15 protein-coding genes and 2 pseudogenes are annotated in these 20,730 nt (G+C 63.4%); 9 read left to right on the forward strand and 8 right to left on the reverse strand.

Annotated features, from left to right (window positions below):
- The first annotated feature begins 425 nt into the window (after positions 1 to 425).
- Positions 426 to 1,718 carry a hypothetical protein gene (locus EPO51_RS08405; RefSeq protein WP_293348657.1) on the forward strand — a complete coding sequence of 431 codons (1,293 nt, stop codon included), beginning with the start codon at positions 426 to 428 and terminating at the stop codon, positions 1,716 to 1,718.
- Positions 1,719 to 2,179: 461 nt separating this feature from the next.
- On the opposite strand, the gene EPO51_RS08410 is transcribed toward EPO51_RS08405, so the two are convergent.
- Both EPO51_RS08410 and EPO51_RS08415 read right to left on the reverse strand, forming a co-directional pair.
- Positions 2,180 to 2,692, reverse strand: coding sequence for a hypothetical protein (locus tag EPO51_RS08410; RefSeq protein ID WP_293348660.1), 513 nt, complete (start codon positions 2,690 to 2,692; stop codon positions 2,180 to 2,182).
- Between the two features lie 20 nt (positions 2,693 to 2,712).
- Entirely contained in the window at positions 2,713 to 3,744 is a 1,032-nt protein-coding gene (locus EPO51_RS08415; protein ID WP_293348663.1) for a ParA family protein, read from the reverse strand.
- 254 nt (positions 3,745 to 3,998) lie between these two features.
- Between EPO51_RS08415 and EPO51_RS08420 the strand changes: the two genes are divergently transcribed.
- Positions 3,999 to 5,111, forward strand: coding sequence for a hypothetical protein (locus EPO51_RS08420; RefSeq protein ID WP_293348666.1), 1,113 nt, complete (start codon positions 3,999 to 4,001; stop codon positions 5,109 to 5,111).
- A gap of 356 nt (positions 5,112 to 5,467) precedes the next feature.
- On the opposite strand, the gene EPO51_RS08425 is transcribed toward EPO51_RS08420, so the two are convergent.
- Genes EPO51_RS08425 through EPO51_RS08440 form a run of 4 tightly spaced genes read right to left on the reverse strand, consistent with a single transcriptional unit; the run spans position 5,468 to position 10,691 of the window.
- Positions 5,468 to 6,427: a hypothetical protein gene (locus EPO51_RS08425; protein ID WP_293348669.1), complete on the reverse strand. Its 960-nt coding sequence runs from the start codon at positions 6,425 to 6,427 to the stop codon at positions 5,468 to 5,470.
- Complete coding sequence (locus EPO51_RS08430) at positions 6,424 to 9,498, reverse strand: hypothetical protein (protein ID WP_293348672.1); 3,075 nt, start codon at positions 9,496 to 9,498, stop codon at positions 6,424 to 6,426. Before EPO51_RS08430 ends, EPO51_RS08425 begins: the two co-directional genes overlap by 4 nt.
- A gap of 3 nt (positions 9,499 to 9,501) precedes the next feature.
- Entirely contained in the window at positions 9,502 to 10,077 is a 576-nt protein-coding gene (locus tag EPO51_RS08435) for a hypothetical protein (RefSeq protein WP_293348675.1), read from the reverse strand.
- Positions 10,074 to 10,691 (reverse strand): hypothetical protein, encoded by a 618-nt coding sequence (locus tag EPO51_RS08440; protein WP_293348677.1) that lies wholly within the window; start codon positions 10,689 to 10,691, stop codon positions 10,074 to 10,076. The genes EPO51_RS08435 and EPO51_RS08440 overlap by 4 nt, the downstream gene beginning before the upstream one ends.
- 176 nt (positions 10,692 to 10,867) lie before the next feature.
- On the opposite strand from EPO51_RS08440, the gene EPO51_RS08445 reads away from it, so the two are divergent.
- Positions 10,868 to 11,113 (forward strand): hypothetical protein, encoded by a 246-nt coding sequence (locus EPO51_RS08445; protein ID WP_293348679.1) that lies wholly within the window; start codon positions 10,868 to 10,870, stop codon positions 11,111 to 11,113.
- 59 nt (positions 11,114 to 11,172) lie between these two features.
- Positions 11,173 to 12,162, forward strand: coding sequence for an MvdC/MvdD family ATP grasp protein (locus EPO51_RS08450; protein WP_293348681.1), 990 nt, complete (start codon positions 11,173 to 11,175; stop codon positions 12,160 to 12,162).
- Between the two features lie 199 nt (positions 12,163 to 12,361).
- Here EPO51_RS08450 and EPO51_RS08455 read toward each other — a convergent pair.
- Positions 12,362 to 13,024, reverse strand: a pseudogene (locus EPO51_RS08455) (Clp protease N-terminal domain-containing protein); the annotation flags it as partial.
- A gap of 426 nt (positions 13,025 to 13,450) precedes the next feature.
- A pseudogene (clpS, locus tag EPO51_RS08460) lies at positions 13,451 to 13,776 on the reverse strand (ATP-dependent Clp protease adapter ClpS).
- A 383-nt stretch (positions 13,777 to 14,159) separates the two neighbouring features.
- Here clpS and EPO51_RS08465 point away from each other — a divergent pair.
- From EPO51_RS08465 to EPO51_RS08485, 5 genes are all read left to right on the forward strand, one after another.
- Positions 14,160 to 14,618, forward strand: coding sequence for a hypothetical protein (locus EPO51_RS08465; protein ID WP_293348684.1), 459 nt, complete (start codon positions 14,160 to 14,162; stop codon positions 14,616 to 14,618).
- Between the two features lie 215 nt (positions 14,619 to 14,833).
- A complete protein-coding gene (locus EPO51_RS08470; RefSeq protein ID WP_293348687.1) occupies positions 14,834 to 15,547 on the forward strand; it encodes a TnsA endonuclease N-terminal domain-containing protein in 714 nt (237 codons plus the stop codon).
- A complete protein-coding gene (locus tag EPO51_RS08475) occupies positions 15,537 to 17,714 on the forward strand; it encodes an integrase catalytic domain-containing protein (RefSeq protein WP_293348690.1) in 2,178 nt (725 codons plus the stop codon). Before EPO51_RS08470 ends, EPO51_RS08475 begins: the two co-directional genes overlap by 11 nt.
- The gene (locus EPO51_RS08480; protein ID WP_293348693.1) at positions 17,714 to 18,682 is read left to right on the forward strand and encodes a TniB family NTP-binding protein; all 969 of its coding nucleotides are present in this window, start codon (positions 17,714 to 17,716) and stop codon (positions 18,680 to 18,682) included. The genes EPO51_RS08475 and EPO51_RS08480 overlap by 1 nt, the downstream gene beginning before the upstream one ends.
- A 26-nt stretch (positions 18,683 to 18,708) precedes the next feature.
- The gene (locus EPO51_RS08485; RefSeq protein ID WP_293348696.1) at positions 18,709 to 20,568 is read left to right on the forward strand and encodes a hypothetical protein; all 1,860 of its coding nucleotides are present in this window, start codon (positions 18,709 to 18,711) and stop codon (positions 20,566 to 20,568) included.
- The last annotated feature ends 162 nt before the right edge of the window (positions 20,569 to 20,730 follow it).

Genomic DNA, 20,730 nt, shown 5'->3' on the forward strand with positions numbered 1-20,730 from the left:
TGGGGCGGGGTCATTTACAACCGTGACCGTACATGTGTGGTATTGGCGTGCAACAGCGCAGCCTGTTTATGACGGCATCGAATAGGACGAGACAAATCTGACGTCGAGTATGAGACCTGCTGGCCGACGGCTGTCGCGACCTGCCGGCTCGCTTCCAGTGGGCCAAGCCCCGTTCGAACGCTCCGCTGGGCTGTGTCCGCACCGGTCATTCCATGTGTACCAAGGATCTGCCCGAAGGTATCTCGTGGCCGGTCTAAGGCGCCGCCATCTTGAACAGGCGTGACGCGCCGGTAACGGCGGTTGATTTTGTCTTGGACGAAGTCGGAGGCTGAGTGGCGGTCAATTTTCTAGATGGTCGGAAGCTGATCTCCGCCGGGACGCTCGTCGGTCCCCGCGTATACTCGACAGATCTGCTTTCGAGACACTTGAGCTACGAGGACGTTCCGGGATCGGTCCGGCAGGCCGCGCGTGCGCTGAAGATCAAGATCATCACTAAAGGTACCGTGGTCTTGAACAGCACCCACTTCATGGACCCGTTGGGTGTGAAGTTGTGCATCTCTCATCCAGACATCCTCGCTGGCGAGGGTATTCTACCCGCGTTTCGGGTTGGCGATGCTGCCCTGAAGGTACCCCCGGCGCTGACCATTCCGCACTACGAAGCGGTTGGCGTGGGGGAAAACCTGCTCGCCGACCATATGGGTTGGTTGGACGGGCAGATTGGGCGCGTGATGCCGTGGGAGTTGGCAGATGTCGGTGACCGACTGCGCCAGCGCTTGATCGCAGGAATCTCGTCGGATGGCTCAGCGATCGCGAAGTATCTGGATGGCGTTTCCAACCAAATTCAGTGGCGCCAGGAAATCGTTTCGGCCCTTTCAGACATGGACATGAGCCGTGATCGACACCTCCACGACTACATTGCGGGTCTGCCAAGCGGAGTGAGGGAAAAGGTCGAGTCGTACGTGCAGGCCTCCTACCACGCCGTGGGGACAACGGTCGTGAACTGCGAGGCCGGTACCGATCTCAGTCCCATGTCGCGTTTCAAAGCAGAGAGCGTTGTGCTCGCGAACCGGGATGTTCAGCTCGGTGAGCTGTCGGACGAGGGGATATTTCTCAAAGTATTCATGGGCTACGCGCTCAACCAGATTCAGTCGTGTCTAGTGCCTGCCCAAATTGTGGACCAGATCACATTCACCGAGGCGCATCGACTGAGCGCAACGCTTCGGCACCAGGGATTTCAGGAGAAGTACGAGCGCATTGTAGAAGGCGCCATCCGTGCTGCATCAGGGACCGCAAGCGTTGAGGAGATCGATTTCGAAGAGATCGCCGCGATCTCGGCGAACATTGCGGAGGCCTTTCAGCTGTATCTCGATGAAGAGCTCTCGACCTACAGGACGGCTGAATTCGATCTGACCAAGAGTGAGGCGCTGCAGACCGCCGCAGACCTCGGCCTCGATGCGCTAGCTGCGATCCCCGGTGCTGGCACGATCGTTTCTGCCGGCAAGACGGCGGTCAACTCGGCGAAGGTTGCCGGACTTTCGGCGCGCGCTTTCGATTTCAGGGACAATGAGAGGGCATTTGCGGCCGCGAAAGACAGGAAGAAGGAGGACATCGCGACCGTAATTGGGAAGCTGCACATCAGTGACGGAAAGCGTTCCCAGTTGTTGGATGCGGTGGCCGCGTTAGCGGACATCTATGCAATCCGGGCCCGGCGGGCTTAGGTCGTGAAGCGCAGCGTCGTAGGGTAAGCGACGCAGCAAGGTGCTTCGCGCCGCCAACGTCAGGGCTTGGCCGCGATCAGGCTGCTGACGCGCTCGATCTTGTCGACCCACTGCGCGACCGCTGGGCGCCGCCATTCGATGAGCATCCGAAGGCGGACGAGTAACAATGGTGGGCCAGGGCGGAACGCCTGTTTTCCGCCTCGACACCAATGTCCGGAAGTGGCGACGATCCGCGATCTTGGGCGGGTTGTAGGGACTTGGACCACGAAGAGATGCGCGCAGTGGCGGCGCTCCTGCGCGCGCAGAGAACTCGCGTGGCGTGAGCATGGCGGGCCCAGACACGAGAACCAGGATCTTGAGCGTGGAGACGCTGGTGCCGGAGTTCAGTAGTTCGAGCTGAGACGTGCCCATCCAATCTCGAACCAACGGCCCGATCAGAACATTGGCGATGCGCGCGGGACCTAAGAACTTGGCTTGAGAATGATGTCTATCCAGCGACCGTAGTCATCGGGGGAATCGCCTGGCAGAGCCGCCTTGATGTCCCCGATCGCGCGCAAAGCGTCTTCAAATCGGGCCGGCGCCATGTCGTTCAACTGCCGAACGATCGCAACCACAGCATCGTCTCGTCGCGCAGGCATCGGGAGTTTGAGCCCCGCGGCCGAATACGCAGCTTTCAAGTCGTTGGATTTTGGAAGCGCCTGCTTCGTTCGCAAGGCCTCAAGCAGCGACGCGAGGATCGGCGCGCGATCTGCCGTGAACTTCGGGTCCGTAGTCGAAGACGCCATCTTCGGCTTGGCCTTTTTGGGCGCGCGCTTTGACGGCGCCCTGGCCGGTCGGGACTCCTCCGCGACGATAGCCAGGGATCGGATCGCATCCGCAAGCTCCCGGGAACCTCGGCGCGTTTCCAGTTCCTGGATGAGCGGGCCCCAATCTTCGACTCGATAGCGGACGAAGAGGGCGGCCAGATCCTTCACCAGGGACGGAGTCCTACTCGTCACAGTCCGACCCTTTCAAGAATCTCGTTCCCGACCCGCGTAAGCTCGTTCTTGCGCTCTGTCCGGGCATTGTCCGTCATGAATATCGGTTGTCCCCGGCGCGCGCCCGTCGGGTAACTGTCCGAGTGATTGAGCTCAGCCTTAAAGACGTGAAGCTTCAACTCCGCGGCCTCCTTGCGAACGCGTTGCCGTGAGCGCGTGTGTTCCACGCGGTCGCTTACGTCGTTGAACAAGATGCCGGCAACCTCGGGCGCGTCTTCGTTGGGGTACGTTCGCTTGAACTCCTGCAGGGATTTCAGGAGAAGGGGCATGCCGATCGTGGCAAGGAATTCCGGCTTCACCGGGACCAGGATCCAGTCTGCGGCGTGATAGGTTGCGGTCGACAGGATCGACTCTGTCGGCGCGCAGTCGATGATGATTAGGTCATAGTCCGATCGCACGTCGTCCAACTGATCGCGAAGGACATGACTGCGCTCCAGCGCCAAGCGCATCGTCCAAGCTAGGTCGAGGCTCGCCGGGATCAAGTGGAGGCATGAGCCATCCTCCCAGTTCTTCACCTTGCGGATCAGCTTGTTCACCTGGACAGGAGGTTGACCCTGCGAGGGCTGGAACATCGCATCGACGGTCGGAAGTCCCTTCTCGATCAGCTGTTCGTATCCTTCGGCACCGAGAATGTACTGGCTGAGGTTGAACTGTGGATCGAGGTCGACGAGCAGGACCTTGAGGTTCTTCAGGTAGGCGGCATACCAACCGAAGTTGGATGCCACGGTCGATTTTCCCACGCCGCCCTTCATGTTCATGACGGCCATGACGACCGCTTGCTTCGCTGGCGCTGCGGCAGCGGCGCCATCTGCCGCGGCGCCGAGTTGGATCTCGTAGCCTTCGGCCTCTGCCCATTTCTGGATCGACTCAAGCGTCCACACCGGTCCGGCCTTGAGGTTCGCGGCAGGAGACGGAAAACCGCCCTTGCGATTTCGCCAGTTAGCGACCGCCTGCTTGGTAACGCCCAGCAGGAGCGCGATCTCGGCCACCCCGACCAACTCCATTTGATCCAAACCCTTGTGCGAATGAAGCGTACAACAAGGTAGAAAGTTTTAGACCAAGGGTCAAATGATCTGTTGACAGCGATCGGCCGGTTATAGTTTTGTAACAGCTCCAAAGCGCGGCGGCTTCAAGAGAGCCAATGATTTTTGGAGGGTGGTCCCCGGGAGAGGCGTACCTGTCCCGGGGTCCGATCTGCCAACGGTTAAGTTGGCTGCTATAAGCCTACATCTATGAGCGCGGCATGGCCGAAAGTCAAGAAATCTACCCGTATTCGGCCGAGTCTCTTGAGCGCCTCACCGAGGGCCTGACCGCCGCGCGACTCGCCCGATACATGGTCTCTGCAAACGGCGATCGCAACCGGGCGCTCCAGCTCTACCTTTGGAATGCCCGGCTTTCCAAGGCGTTCCTGTTCCCCCTGCAGGCGTGCGAGGTGTTCACGCGCAACGCGATGCACAAGGCGTTCTCAGAGCGGTGGGGGCAGGATTGGGTGTTCGATCCGCCTTTCGCCCTCAATGAGCACTCGAAGCGCTCCCACGTGAAGGCGCTTGATCAGCTGGCCCGTCGCAAGAAGGGCGCTGCAATCTCGCCTGACGATGTGGTCGCAACCCTGAACTTCGACTTCTGGTCCAACCTGCTGCGCGCCGATTACCAGGAAGCGCTCTGGAGCGACCGCAGCCTCTTCGCGAAGGTGTTCCCGAACCTCCCGAAGGACCATGGCCGTGGCCAGGTGCAGTTCGAGGTGGCGGCGGTGAACGCCTTGCGCAACCGGATCGCGCACCATGAGCCGATCTCGGCGCAGGACCATGGGAAGGCGCTCAATCGCATCCTCGATGTCATCGGCCTGATCTCCAGAGACTATCGCGACTGGACCCGCGCCCATTGCACGGTGATGGGCGTGGCGAAGTCACCACCGAGCATCCACTCCGCCGTGCCCGGTCGGCCCCTCGCCCAGGCGAACCTGCGGTCGCCGACGATGATCTCCAGCGAAGCGAGCCTCCTCGAGGCGCTTACGTCCGTCGCTTCGGCGCGCCCAGGCTTGCTCCTCGTGCGGATCCCTGACGCGCCGGGCTACGCCGCGGTGTCAGCGCAATCGATCTCAGGCTACCTGGCGAAACACATCGCGGCGGCCCAGGCGGACACCGGCGGTCTGATCGATCTGGGCGACCACACGGTCGAGGACGTTCTGACGACGGTCAGCCTCGTGCTGCAGGAAGTCGACCGTCGGGCGACCACCGGCGACGCCATGGCCCTGTTCTATCCCTCGCAGAAAGGGACCGCGCGCCCGGACGCGCTCCTCGTCGTGGAGGATGGCGTTCTCCACGGCTTGCTCACCCGACCCGACGCGCGGTTCTAGGTCGTGGGGTGAGCTTCCCCCTAGGTCCGTAAGATTGCTCGAACTCAAGGTGAGCCGGCGCGAGTCTCTATCACCCGATTGGCCTCAGAACGGCTGGTTGCCCGACTTCGCACCCCTCGCCAACGGGGCGCTTGAGGCCGAAGTTGTGGGCCCGTAACGTCCGGTTCCTGGCCCGGTCCCAATGACGGCTCTTGGCGCACTACGGACCTCGTCTTCCAATCCGCGCATAGCGTGAAGTCTGGCCTTCGGCGCACCAGCTCGAACTTGGCGGATTCGCGGACGTCATACGTCAGCGGCACAGACCGCGGTCCGTCGCCAGACCGCCGCCGCGGGCCTGAAGCCGAGGGACGAGCCCGCTATGCGACGGGGGCGGGCTGCACGGTGAGGCCCGAGCCGACGCCCGTGGCCAAGTTCCAGGCCATGCCATACCGGGCGCCGAAGGCGCCAACGAGGAATTCCTCACACTCGAGCCGATGCAGCAGGCGCTCCAGCAGGATGCAGCCCGTCAACAGCCGTTCAATCTGGTCCGTGGGCGGGTCACGGGGGTTCACGAAACGGCTGAGGGCTGGCCACTCCGCCACCGGCTTGGCCGCGACGACCTCCGCGAGGCGGCGCAGGCCCTCTACGCCCATGCGATGTCCGTGAACCCGTTGCGGCTCGTAGCGATCGTCGAGCCCGCGCCGCACCGTGAGCCAGGCGCACTTTGTGGCGACGCTTCCTTGCACAACAACGACGCCGCGCTTCGGCGACGGAAGATGGAGCGCGTCGATCTGGGCGTAGGCCCAGGTCCGATAGGCTGCGACATCCACATGAAGACCGCGCAGCTGCGTCAAGAGCCGGTCGCTGCCAAGCGGGGCGCTGTGGCCCGCCTCCATGCAGACCGGAGATGTGGCGCGGCCGTAGGCGAGCTCGAGGCTACCATTCCCGTGGTCGATCGCGCAGAGGCCGGCGCCGGCCTGCAGGCCCTCTAGGTGGAGGGCGGCCGCCGTGAGGGAGCACTGGGCCTCATCCTCAGCTTCCATGAGCGTGATGCCCGCAAGCGCGTCTGCGCCGAGTTGGCGAGCCAGCTGACGGGCCGCCTCCGTGCCAAACACCGCGATGCGCTCGGCGCTGAGCCGGACGGCCGTTTGACGGAGCGTCTGGACAATCTCGATCAGGCGTTCCACGCCCAACGCCGCTGCGTTGCTGCGGACGAGGCGCATCAGATCAAGGTCGACCGCATGGCCGCCAACAGGGACGAGCGTGTCGCCGGCCCGGTCCGCCACAAGCAGGCGGATGGAGCGGCTACCGACCTCTATGACTGCGACGCGCATCATCGCCGCTCCAGCAGCCACGAGCGGCCGGCCCGCCACCGCTCACGCGCACGTCCGAACTCGGCGAAGCCGCTCATGGGCCGCTCGGTGCGCCTGAGCCGCCGCCAGGCGCCAGGACTGAGGCCTTCCAGCCGCTCCAGGAGGGCCGGATCGGGCCGCGCTCGCGCGAGTTTGAGGGCTCCGATGTGCTTCGCCAGCGCTTCCACCCGGACGGGGCCGGCGCCTGGGAGGCTGTCGTTCCAGAAGCCTTGCCGGTAGAGGCGCGCCGCCTTCACCGGATCCGGCTCCGCGTCACCCAGATATTCAAACCACTGGGGGCTCAGGATGCCGGTGGCCGTCGACAGCAGACCCCACGCTTCCCGGTTGTCATCGCTTGCGTACCGCAGCCCCTCCAGGTTGGGGCGCTCGCTCATCATCAGCGCGGCTCGCGCCGTCAGAACGGCGAACCGGGTGGTCTCCCGCTCGGCTTCCGGGAGGGTCGCGCAAGCCCGCACGGCGCGCTGCAGCAGCCGCCATTTCTGCACCGCTATCGGCGCAATCGCGCCGTCGCGCGAGCCGCCGGCGCGCTTTCGGCGCTCAAGCTTGTGGGCGAACTTGGCGGCGATAGTCAATTCAACGGGATGGATCAGCACATTGCTCGGCTGGTCGGCGACGTGGTCCTGAAACGCGGCCCACAGGTCGCCGTCGGCTTCGCTTGAAGATCGCTCCGCCCAGCGCAGCTGGCTCCAGCCGAACGGCTCGCCAATCCGATTCAGGCGCTCCTGCGCGGTGATGAACTCTGAAGCCAGCTCGGACGAGACTTGGTGAGCCAGGCGGCGGCCTTGGGCGAGATGCCACTGAGCTTCGTGCAGGTAGGCCGGGCGCAGGGCTTGCGTGAAGTCAAAGCGGCCAGCGCCCTGTATCGGCCTGAGAAAGCCTACGAGCGCATTGGCCGCGCGCATATGCCGTTCGGCCTGGGTGCGCAGGTCGCCCCTCGGGGAAACGCGTCCGCGCAGCAGGTATTCCCCCGACGTCTCGGCGAAGACCAGCAAGTCGTCGGCTTGGTGTTGTACGGCCTGCAAGCCCGAGAGCGTGACCTGGCACTCTCTTTCAGAGCAGTCGAGGACGGTCCGCGCCATTTCAAAGGTGAAGCCGTAGCGGAACACCGATAGCGTCTCCGTGGCCTCGTACAGTGGGTCTGGGACCGTCGCGGGGATCTCGGCCGGCTGGAAATCTTCCTCGTCGACGAGAATGAGGCGAGTACGTCCAAGGTGGCGGCGCGCGACCTTGTTCAGAGCCGGATCGATGGTCCACCCGCGGCGATCCAGGCCCTGGATTTCCTCGAGCAGCGACGCGGGCTGCAGGCGGGCGAAGGGGCCGGTCGGGAACGGCTCGGCGCGGTCGAGATGCTGCGCGCCAATGATCACGAGAACATCGGGTGCGCGCCGCGGCTGTTCAGCCGTAGGCCGTCGATTGAGCTGGTCGATAAGGACCTTCGCGGGCCGGCTGCGCGAAACGGTGAAGGCGAAGTCTCGAAAGCTCCGCTCGTCCGCGTTCAGAAGGTCCCACGCGACACGCCAGAAGCGATCGTTCGCCTCCTCAGGCGTCGCGCGGATGAACGCGAAGCTCGCCTGGCGCTCGTTGCGTTCGAAGTCCTTGAACGCCGGGCTCGTGTCGGCGGTGGCGTTGTCATTGATCAGGCACAGAGCCTGCGCCACGCGAAGCGCCGGGACATCGACGAGGTGCAAAATCGGGCTGGGAGAGGTGCGAATGGCTGTCGCCGTGGCTCGGATCGCCGCCAACTCATCCCGGGGAAAATCGTCGCGCTTGTAACGCTTGAGGCCGTAGGAGGCGTCGGGCGCGCGCACATAGCGGTGCTTTCGCCAGTGCTGGCCGAGCGCGTGGTCGGCGAAGTCGCTAAGGCGCGTTCCGGCGACCACGTCGAGGTGGCCGCGGTGGCCGGTCGCCACGGAGCCTTCGGGTACGACGATCCGGTCGAAAAGCGAACGACGCGCGCACTCGACCTTCGCTTCGCCGTGGAAGGGCATCGCCTCCACCCACCTGTCGGCGCCCTTGCGATCCCAATGCACGCCACTGCCATTGGCTATGCGTGCGCCAAGGCAGCCCGTCACGGCGATGCCGCCCAGTCCTTCGTGACCCACGAAGCGCCCCAGCACCTCCAAGGCTATGAGCGCCTCGAGGCTGCGTCCGTGGAAGCGGAAGCGGCCGAAGCGCTTGACGAAGGGTTCGACGATCTCCGACGCCGTGGTCAGGTCCAGCGACACGGACGCCTTGCGGACGGCGGCCTGAAAGTCGAAGGCGAGGGCGCCGTGCTTCTTTTCCCAGAGATCCACCGCGGCCTTGAGCGCCGTTTCCAACGACGGGAGCCAATCGCCGCACACGACATTCCGCCCGCTGTACAGGCCAACCGAGCTGTCCCCGCCCAGGCGCACCTTGATCTTCATCGGTAGCGCACAGGCGATGGCCTCATCTTCCTCCAGCACCAGCAACGGCCAGGCATGCTCGGTCTGCTGCAAAGCGTTCTCGACCATCGACCAGCGCGGGAGCGCGACGGACTGGCGAAACTGCGCCAAGGCCAGATCCGCTTGTCGATCCGGCTCCCGGTAGGCGGCGATCAGCGCCGCAAGCGCTCCCTCTGCGCCGGCCGCGCTCCAGTCCGGGCCAAGCTCGAGCTTGGCCAGCCGGATCAATTGGGCCGGCTTGTGGGATCCGGCGCGAATGCGGTTGGCGACCAGCTTCGCGCCGGCAAGCGCGGACCGCTGCCCGTCCCAAGTCACCCCCTGCAGCGCGGCTTGCCAATGCGGCTGGTGATCGCCCCAGCATTCGATCAAGTGCTCGGGAAGGTGAGCCAACAGCTCGAGCGCCGCCGACGGCAGCGCCTGAAGCCGCTGCAGATAGCCGTAGATCTCCGTGCTTTCGGGCGGGCGGCAGTCCGCCCAGACAGGGCCGAACACCAAGTCCTCATCGTTCGGGGAGGCGGCGTCAAAAGCCGACAGCAACGCCACGCCGAGAGCCACCTGCTGGCCGACAATCCAAGGCGACGACGCCGCGCCTTTATGTGCGTCGAAGGCCATGGGTCACGTCCACGAGGCCGGAAACGTCTTGGGGGACTTCTGGTGTGACACCACCAGCTGCCTCGCCAGGCGCTTTCCGAGCCCCTCCACCAAGAACTCGATGGCCGAGACGGTTGGCGCCAACGGATAGTGACCATCCCCCAGCTGTAGCCGGGTCACCTGTTGCGCCGCCGTCAGCTGGAGGACCACAACCCCCTTGCGCGCGACGAGCCGTCCGCCGCCGCGCAGGGCGCCGAGGTCGTCCTCCTCGTCTCTGGCCCCCGCGCGAGCGGGCCCTCGAGCGCCGGGCCCATGCCCGTCATAGGCGGCCATGCCGACGAACCGCTCACCTTGTCGCGAGGCCCGATCGTCGTTCGCCGCCGACGGCGAGCCGTCCGTCCTGTTCGCCAACGCCGACCTCGCCCGGGCTGCCTGAACGGCTTCGGTGAGAATGCGGCGCCCACGCTGGACCAAGCTCCGGTCCGCGCCATAAAGACCATCGCTCTCGCGAAGGATTTCGAGATCGGACATCTCTGAGAGATCGTCGCCCAGGCCATGTAGGATGGCGTTTACGATACGATCATCTTGATCGTTGCTCATGAGTTCCATCCTTCGTACATCTGCTCTAACTGGCGACGTACGTTTCTAACTCTGGATGCAAATTGGATACGCGTCGGTATCGAGCCAACGAAGGCTTCGAGCTCGCCCCCCTCGAGGCCGGAGAGCATGCCGAGGACGATCTTGCGCTCGACCGGGTCGTCGAACGCGGCGAGCACAGCCTCGACCTCGTCCAGCGCGGCGATGACCGCCGCAGGATCCTCGCCCCCCAAGGCTCGTCGCAGCGGGCCGCTGCCGGCGCCTCCCCACAAAAATTCGCCTGTCCCGGACTCAACGACGCCGGCAAGCGTCTCCTCCGCGTGAGCCGGCTCGCGCGCCGCAGCAAGTTTCGAGCGGTGCACGATGGCGATGATGTTCTTGAAGAACACGGTCATGAACGAGTGGTGGGCCGGGACCTGCCATCGTTCGTCCATCATCCGCAGGACGACTTCGTGCACGGCGTCCCGGTCTGAGTTCGGGTCTCGTGCGCCGAAGAGGCCGAGCACACGACGAGCGAACCGCATGAGGCGATAGACGTCGGCCGAAGAAAGCCGGTGAACTGCTTCTGCGACTTCTTCTGCAGTGAGGTAGCGCACGTCAGCTTTGCGACCGGGCACTTCGTTGCCTCCCTTCGCCTACCTATCCATGTCAACGGGAACAGCGCTCGCGGACACCGGCGCGAAAAAAAGATTCACGCAGTACAGGCCCGGTTCCTGTCTCCAGACCTGCGGCCCGGGAACATTTCAAAGTAGGCGAGGTGATGGCCACCCGCCCGACGCGTGGAGACTACACAATGTATGACATCAGACGGCTCGAAGACCTAACGGGCGGCGAGGCTCCGTTCATGATGCTGCTGGCGAGGCCGACGCCCTATGACGTCGAAGCCATGATGCGGCGCGCTGACGGTCTCACCTACGATGCGGCCCGCCAGGTGAACGAGGGGGAAGGCGATCCGCTCTCGATGGGCCGCAGCACCTGCTTCCGGCGCAGCAGCACCGGCGTGATCTTCTTGGACAACGACCGGTCGCAAGACGACTGACCCCCTCGTGGCCGCCCGAGTTCAGCTCGCGCGGCCCTTTTCTGGAGCCCACAACACCCATGACTGTGCTCATCATTACGAACCGCGATGACGTGCACGCGGACCTGGTCATCCCCCTCCTCGAAGGGGCGGACCACCGTCGTCGCGCCGTGCGGCTGAACACCGAGGATTTTCTCGTCAACTGCCCTTTCGAACTTCATCAGCCCAGCGCAGAGGCGAGCCTGAAGATCCTCGACGCCGACCGCCGCCTCGAGTTCTCGGAAGTGACCGCCGTCTGGTACCGAAAGCCGCCGCCGGTGGTGCCGCCCGATGAGCTGGCGTTCCCGCCGGCCCGAGGCTTTGCGGTGCGCGAGGCGGAAGCCGCCTTGCGAACGATGTTCGACCTCCTCGAGGATCGCTACTGGATGAGCCCGGTCCCCAGCATCCGAAGGGCCAGCCAAAAGCTCCCCAATCTCAAGGTCGCCGCGGACCTGGGGTTCACCGTCCCGCCGACACTGGTCACCAACCGGCCTGCGGCTATCGAGGCCTTCGCCCGTCGGTACGACTGGAACGTGCTGGCCAAGCCCTTCACCTTCGACACCTTCCAAACGGGAGGCGATCGGCCGCAGTCATGGGATACCTTCGCCGCGCGCTTCGACGCGGCCACCTTCGAGGCGGTGCGCGAGAGCGTTCGCCTGTGTCCCGTGATCGTGCAGCCCTATGTGGAGAAGGCCCTGGAACTGCGCGCGACGCTGGTCGGACGCGAAGTCTTCTGCACAGCCCTGCATTCCCAGGAGCACGCTGACGCCCGTGAAGATTGGCGCGCCGCGGCCGTCGAAGAGATTCGGCATGAGCCGTTCGCGCTGCCAGCTGAGGTCGAGGCCCGACTGCTCGCCTTCAACGATCACTTCGGTCTCAACTTCTCGGCTGTTGATCTCATCCTGGACCCGGGCGGCCGCTACGTCTGGCTGGAGGCGAACCCGAACGGGCAGTGGCGCTGGCTTGAAGATTTGACGGGGCAGCCGATCTCAAACGCGATCGCGGCGCAGCTCGCGCAGGCTCACGCCTGACAGGTTCCTCGACGGATCATCGTCGTCGAGTCCTTGGCCCAGGCGCTCAGGGCGGCGGCCGTTGTCGCGCCAAGTCTTGCGCGGATACCAGGCCGCGCAGCGAACCGCGAAAGTCTTTGCCGTTGAGCCCGGCAGCTGCGCCTTGACCATGACCTGGAACAGGGATGTTGAAGACTTCGGGGTGCGGGGTGCCGGGGTTCGTGTGCCGGAGCTTGTGGAACGCCTCGTAGTCGGTCTTCAGGCCCTTCAGGATCTTGATCGTGTCTTCGATCGTGGGCTCGTTCACGTCGATTTTCTGGAAGCGGCGAACGAGGGCCCGGTCCTTCTCGAAGTGCTGACGGAACGCCTTGTAGGTCGTTGAGCCCATCCGCCAAATTAGCGGATCGACCTCCCCCGGCTTGGCCTTCTCGTTGAGGTTGATGCAGTAGGCTTCGAGCGCCTCGCCGCCGGTCTTCACCTGCGGCTTGTCCTCGCCCTCGGCGCCCTTGCCGGGCTTGGCCTCGGACGCGCCGGCCTTCTTGGCGATGCCATGGGCGATGTAGTTGACCGCGTCGTACCGCGTCATGTCGTGCCTTTGCAGGAAGTAGGCGGCGTGGCTCTCGGGCTCGCTGAAGATCGCCACCAGCACATTGGCGCGGGTGACTTCCTCGCGGCCCGAGGACTGCACGTGGATCATGACGCGCCGGAAGCCCGCGATGGGCTTTGCGTCTTCCCCGTCGTCGACGACAAGGGAGCGCAGTTCGTTGTCCACGTAGTTGGTGAGCGTGGTCCTGAGCGCGCCGACGTCGCACGCCCGCATCACGCCGGCGGCGTCCCCGTCATCGATCAGACTGAGGAGCAGGTGCTCCAGCGTCGCGTATTCGGGCTTTCGCAGCTGACGCACGATCTAGCGACTGTTGAGTGAAAATCAGGGGTAAGCCCCGAATCATCGATCTGCGAGGAAGGGGCTGCCGCCAGAGCATCGCGACAGCCCAAGTCAAGTTCAGATAAGAAATCGAGATATGACCTCGGCAACTTTGGCCATCGCTGTCGGCCCCGTGGTGATCGCCATGACAGCCACCACGCCCAGGCCTGCAAGGCGGACAACAACGACGGCATAGAAAGCAGGTAGAGCGCAGGGCCCTTTTGCTTCGAATGAGTTGCCCGAAAACTTGAGATGGTCGCTACGTACGAGCTGACCACGTCGATGAGTTTGAGAACCAGCGCCCGTTCGACGAGCGCCTTTCACGACGACGTGGGCCCTCGACGTGGATTCTTGAGTTATGCGAGCAAGTGAAGGCAAGTGCCTCTAGTCCTCTTCCATGGTGCACTGCAGCGGGTGCTGATGCCGCCGCGCCGTATCAACGACCTGACCTACTTTTGTTTCCGCCACTTCGTACGTGTAGACCCCGCAGACGCCCACGCCATGCTGATGGACATGGAGCATTATGCGGGTCGCGTCTTCGCGCGACCTGTTGAAGAACTGCTCAAGTATGTGCGGGGCGAATTCCATCGTCTCGTCGCCGTCATGAGCAGAAGGACTCGGTACATCGACGACTTCTCCGCCTTCGCCTTCGGCGGGAGGGCCGCCGAGCGAACACCGGCGTTAGCGCCACCTACCTTTCGCTCGCTCATGTGTCTGGTCTCCCGGTGTGCGGCACTGACCGTAGCCAGAGCGATAGCGCAGGGACATCGCCATCGGAAAATTCGCATCTGCCTCCGCGAGATGGACGCGGCACGGTGATCCTCACGCGTGGCGTGGGGGAGGCAACAATGAACACACATCATCTGGGCGGCCTGTGGGCCGGGCGGAGCAGGGCCGGCCTTGCGCCGAGGCGACGACCTCGCCAGTGCCCCAAATTCTTGACATTTTGGGCGTTCTGGAGTAGTTGATTAGAGCATTCGGCGGGCGGGGCTCGACGAGGCATTCCCGAAAACTGGAACCTGCGTTGGCGCGTTATTCTGCTGCGTCGACCCTATGCTTGCCCAGGTGGGCAACGATCCGAGAAACAGCTCCTATGACTCACGCCTTTGGCATGTGCGGCATCGACGGCAATCGCCAGCTCCCCCCTCAAGAAGGCCGCCGCGTAATGTATCCTCAGCCGCCGTTCTGGGCTGATCTCGCTCCCACCCTCCGACAGAAGATTGCCGCGTCCACGCCTGCTACGCTCTTCCTGGCGCTACTTACGACGGCTCCGAACGCCGACGGCCTTGGAGAAGTTGAGTTGGTGGTTGAGGGCTACCGCCGCGTGCCGTTCCCCTGGGTGCACATGAACGGCTCGTATGACGTCAATCCACATCCCCTCAGCATTGTGCTGCCTCAACCGTCGGGTGCGGTGACTCACGTTGGTCTCTACGACGACCTCGGGGAGTTGCGCTTCTACGGACGCATCTTGTTCATGAGGCACGACTGGACGCCGGCGCGGGAATTCGACTTCTTGGACCATAAGGTGCGGATGAAGCGAATCCGGCAATAAAATACATAACGATCTGGGGATCATGAATAATTGTAAAGAAATGTATTGATCCAAGATTTCGTGGCGGAGTCATGTTTCGGGTAAAACGTGACTCATTTTTCTATTGACCATTGGGCAAATGCGCGACTTATAGAGTGTCCAGAACTTAAGGAGGGTTCTGGATGTCTCTACATTGCAACCGAGGTGGTCTCCGAACCGGGCGCCAACTTCATGAGATGTTGGAGATCGAGCGGCGCGAGCATCGCATCGCCTGGCTCAGAACCTCTGCCACGATCTATCAGCGCGCAGATCGTGGCCCGATGCGTCCAGTGGGACGCCGGCGGGGGGTGCGCCCTGGCGGGCTCTACTCGAGCCACAAGAACGGCAAGATGGTTGGCTTTGAATCGCTGGCCGAGAGGGATGCGATCTACTGCGCAGAGGTTCTGCCTCAGGTCGTCTCGTACCGTTCACAGCCTCATACGATCGAGGCGATCATCGACGGTGTCGCTCGTCGCTACACGCCAGATCTAGAGGAAACGCTCTCCAACGGGCAGATTCGGATCACGGAGGTAAAGGAGGACTTCGAGGCGTCGCGTGACCCTGACTACGCTGCGAAATTGAACCTCTTCGCGACTGTCTACCGCGGCATGGGCTGGGACTTCCGCATCCTGCAGCGACGGGAGTTCGGCGGCACCTTGGAGTTTGCGGGAATCTGCAAGGTGCAGTCCTTCCGGCGAGTGGCCTTCGATGCCCACGACTTAGCCCTCGTTCGCGAGCATCTCGCAGGCGGTACGAGGCCGCTCGGCGAACTCGCCGATCTGTTCCAAACCCCCGTGATCGGGCTGGCGACCGTCGCAGCGATGATGGTGGCGCGCCTCATGCTGATCGACCTCTCCGGCGGGTTCACGACCGACGCCTTGGTTCGGGAGTTCGACGACCGTGGCGCGTAATCTCTTCCCCATCGCCGTGGGTGATCGCGTGATCGTCGACGGCACCCAACTGGTTCTCCATTCGATGGCTCCCAGCAAGGTCGGTGCGCCACACGAACCTGACATCTTCCAGTTCAAGGACCCGCGCATCGATCGGGTCGTGACCTTCCCGCAGGCCGCCTTCCTGAAGCTCTACAACCAGAACAAGGTCAGGATATTAGGGGCGAACGAGTGGATCAGCGATCGCCCCATCGAGCTATGGGATGACGAAGGTCGTCTTGACGCGTCGGCGGCCTTGGCTGTCGAGAAGGCGCGGCGTCGCCTCCAGTACCTTCAGGCATACGACCAAGCGCCCGTTTCAAGGTCTACCGAGCAGCTTCGAAGGTTCATCCACCGCGTCGCTTCGACCCTGCCCGACCCCAAACCTCCTTCGCCTGGGGCTTTGCGACGTTGGATCTCAGAACGCGGCGAGCCCGATGACCGCCGGCTCTCCGAGATGGCCGACCGAAGACCTCGCGGGCTGCGGGCCTTGAAGCTCGACGAACGCGTCGAAGCGATCGTCGAAGAGGAGGCGGAGGCCTACTGGAACAACATCCGGGTGAACCTAACCGAAGTCTGGCACCGAGTGGAGGCAAGGGTCCGAAAGGAGCTGGCCAGCGCCGAGGGCATCGCGCGACCCGCATTGTCCACCATCAGCCTTCGGCTCCGGCAGATGGTCACGGTTGATCGCGCCTGCCGGCGATGGGGAAAGCGCGAGGGCCTACGCCGCTTTGGTTTGGTGAAGGGGGCGATGGAGGCCGAGAGCATCCTGGACATCGGCGTGATCGACCACACAACCCTCGACTGCTGGGTGATCGACGATCGCACGGGCCAGCCGATCGGCAGACCTCGACTGACGGTTCTCCTGGACTCTTGCTCGCGGTACCCGCTGGGATTTCACGTCGGATGGCGTGATGCGAGCTTGGAGGCTGTGATGGCCTGCCTGCGACACGCAGCACGCACGAAGGACTACCTTCGCGAAAGGTATCCCGGGATTCGGAATGCCTGGCTCGCCTACGGTTTGCCGCGGACGATCGTGTGCGACCAGGGCTTGGAGTTCATGGGCCGGTCGTTCGAGGATACGTGCGCGACGCTCGGGATCTCGATCCAGCCGGCTCCTGTCCGCACCCCTGAGTACAAAGGACAGGTCGAGCGGCTGTTCGGGACCATCCGGCAGGGTCTTCTCGACAAGCTCCCCGGCTCCGTTCCCCTGCGCCCGCAACTGATGAAGGAGTTTGGGATCGATCCGGAGAAGACGGCCGTAATCTACCTCTCTGAGATTGACGAATTGATCCATCGCTTTGTGTGCGACGTGTACGCGGTGGAGGTGCATCGTGGGCTAGGGGCCCCACCGGGGAAGGTTTGGCGCGATCACGCTAAGACGGACATCATCGAGCTGGCGCGCGATCTTGCGCTTCTCGATCGAGCATGTGCCACCGTCACCACCGGCAAACTGACCAAGGAGGGCATCAAGCTTCATAGGCTTGTTTACCGGTCTGAGGCTCTCGCAGACCTTCGCCTTCATCTGGCGCGTGGCGGGACCCGGAGCGATCGGTCCAATGGCTCGATGCGCGTGAAGATCGCCTACCGTGAAGATGACGTATCGCAGGTCTCCGTCTGGGACCCCGTCCTCAACGACTACATTGATGTCCCCTGTACGGACGCCGCGTACACCAAAGGCCTGAGCCTCTCGCTCCATAGGATGATCAGAGCCTGGTGTGACGAGACCAATCGCGAGTTTCAGACTGCGATGGACAGGCTCGGCGCACGCGACGCCTTCTACGAGCGCATAGACGAGTTCCGCGCCCGGGGAGTGATCGCTCGAAAGCGCCTCCAGCGTGTCCGCCACGGAGAGCGCGAAGTGCGCGGCGACTTGGTACGCCTCGTCGAGACGACGGCGCCAGGTAGTCTACCTGTCCCTACGGTCAACGAGGTGGGCGTGGATACCGCGCGAAACCGCGTCGATGGGCATCATCTCGAGCCTCGGGCGCGCCTGGGCGGTCGTGCTCGTAAGAGGCCCACCAAGGGCGTGAACAAGCCCACCACCGCGTCTAGCCGTCACGTAGAGACGGATCGGACAACGTCGTCTGTCGGCGACGCAAACTGGACCTCCCTCGTCAGCCGCGCCCGGCAAGCGGAGGACCGCTAATGTCTGCTCAGAACGTGGCTGAGGCGGCGCGCCGTTTGGCGGCTGCCGACGCGATTGTGGTCGACAATCCTCGCGCCCGTGCCGCGCACCGCACCTTCGACTTCATGCGCGAGAGCCGCCGTCAGGGGTCCGACCGCGGCACGCGGGGCTTCCTGATGGTGGCTCCGCCCCAGACCGGCAAGTCGACGATTCTCAGCAGCTATTTAGCGCGCGCCAATACCGAGGAAGCGCTGGCCGAGGGGCGCATCCCCGTCTTGATGGTGACGCTGACCGCAAACCAGACCCGCAAAGGCCTCTCCCAGGACATCCTCAGGGCGCTCGCGCCGTTCGGCTATCTGGCTCCGTGGAAGAGCGGAACGGAGTCAGTGCTACTCGACCGGGTGGCAACCTACATCCGCCGGTGCCAGGTCGAACTCCTGATCCTCGATGAGTTCCATCACCTCGTTCACAGCGACAAGCTTGAGGTGAACTCCAGCGTTTCCGAAATGGTGAAATGGCTGCTCATCGAGGCGGTCGCGCCGATCGTCATGTCGGGGATCGATGACGCTTGGAAGCCGGTCCGGGGCAACGTGCAATTGGCGCGACGGTGCGAACCGCCACTGGAATTGCACCAGCTTGACCCCTCCTCAGCTGAAGATCGCAAGCTCTTCCAAGAGTTTCTTGCTGCATATCTTGTTGAACTTGAGGATCGCGATATTGCGAAGAACGCGACGAACCTCCTTCACATGGATGGCGTGCCGGATGGCTTGTTCAGCGTCGCCAAAGGCGTCCTCGGCGAGACCTGCAACCTTCTCAAATCAGCGCTCCACTTGGCGCTTCAGGACGGGCGCGAAGAGATCACCCACGCCGACCTAGAGCTCGCGACCGACATGAACTACGTGGCGTTCAAGCCGGGCACCTCGAACCCGTTTAAGGTCGGCCTACCAGCTCTTGCTCCCGCGAAGCTCTCGCGATCTGCGAGGCCATGACATATCCCTGGCCTCATGTAGGGCGCTTGGTTGCCGTGACGCCGCCCATAGAAGGGGAATCGCTGCTTTCGCTCATCGTCCGCCACGTGGAGCTCAACTTGCTTTCGCGTCCGGGCGAAGTGCTGGAAGAGGTGGACATCCGGACTGCGACGCCTGGATTCATGCCCTTCACGATGCGTGACTCCACGGCGGATTTGGCGCGAGCGCTGGGGTGTCGGGAAGACGAAATCCTCTCGCGGATTTACCGGCAGCCGACCGACAGCCGACATGAGGCGGTGAACTTCCACGGCGCGCTTCTGGAGCGGAGGTTCTTGGAAGCAAAGGTCCGCCGCGTGTCGCCGCAGGCGTTGGGCGTGTCACCGCATCACCGAGCTGCGTGGATGGTGCGAGCCCTCTCCTTCTGCCCTGAAAGTGGCGAACTACTCATCGAGGCATGCCAGGCCTGTGGCTGCACCCTGGGCTGGACTAGATGTTCGGCGGTCTGGCGCTGCGACCGATGTGGCTTCGACCTGCGTCGGAGCACGACACAGGTCCCATCGCGGAAGGAGACGGCAGAAGCGATTGCCGCAGCGCGGCTTGTCGATGTTCGATCCGACATTCGTGCAGCGGAACTCGCTTGCCTGCCCGCAGCGTTCCGCTCGTGGGATCCGGGGCAAGCCTTCGCGGCAATTGTTGAATTCGGCCTGGCGTCCAGCACATCGAGCGATGCGAGAGCCGCGCGCAACCAGGCCGTCGGCGCAGGCGACTTCTCGTCGTTCACCATCGCTGACCTCGCGAAGGGCCGTCGCTTTGCGCTGGACTGGCCTGAGTCCCTCGCAGAGCTGGCCCGTGAAGAATACGCTCGGACGGGCTCCACTTCCGTGAGGCGTTGCTTCGGGACGTTGTCCAAATACTTCTACGCCTCAACGCCGCCATCGCCATTGAGGGATCTCATCCGAGATGCGGCCGCCGCTGCGCTTCATGAAGCGCGGGTCCCCGCGAAACTTGCGGCGGCCGTCGTGAAGGGCGGCTCTACGAGAACCCGCACGATCTCAGCGCTGGAAGTGGAGCGTTTGGGTATCTCCAGGAGGGAGCTGCGCAGGCTGGAAGGGAAGAGCTCAACCTTCGTCGCAAGGCAGACGGGGAAGGGAGGAACGACCCTATACGACCTTGAGGCCATCACGGGGCTAAAGGCGGACTTAGAGGGCAGTGTTTCATTGCAGGAAGCGGCACGTCGGCTGGCCCTACCAGCCTATGCGTTTGAGGCGATCCTTGCAGCCAAGCTGCTTTGCCCTGTCTCGAATCCCGACGTCGCTGTGGTTGCCGCCGAAGTGCGGGTAACCCAGGAATCTCTGAACGGCATCATCGGCGCCTTGGAAGCAGCGCCTCGGAAGGATGTCGATTGCGTTGGCTTGGTCGATGGCTGCCGCAGGCAGTTTCATCCTGCTCTCTGGGCGATGATCCTAGCTGCGTTGCTCTCCGGTCGTTTGCCAATTTCCCGGCGGAACCGCGCTGGCAAGGGCGTCTTCGACAGCCTGCGAGTCGCACGTGCGCCCTTAGCTGAACTCTTAGGAGAACTCGCGCGCCAGCCGATTGCCCCTAACGTCTGGGCCAGTTGCCGTACGATCGCGGCCGTGTTCGGCGTGCCCGAGCAAGTTGTCTCCGCCGCTGTTCGCGCGGGGTTGATTGAGGGCGATCTGCTTGTTCGCACCTCACGAGTCTCGCTCGCCAGCGCCGGGGCCTTCGACAGGAAGTTCGTCATGTCGGACGAAGCGAGCGAATTGTTGGGCTGCGCTAAGCCCAAGATCTGGGGCGAACTGACTTCCCGCGGCCTGCGGCCCGTCGCAAGTGTTTGCAGGCACAGCCTCTGGGACCGGCAAGCGCTTGAGCGCCTCCTAAACAGCTGATCCGTACAAGCCGGCCTGCTCCTTCCGAGGCCTCGCTGCAGCCCTCTTTTGAATCATTTTGGTCATAGGCGACCGGCCTTTGAATCGGTTCGTGGCCTAGCGATGAATCAACGGTCGAAGTTCAACCCGAAATTCATCATTCAAATTCAACGGGCTGACTAG

The organism is Phenylobacterium sp. (assembly GCF_004297125.1).
Lineage (GTDB): Bacteria > Pseudomonadota > Alphaproteobacteria > Caulobacterales > Caulobacteraceae > Phenylobacterium.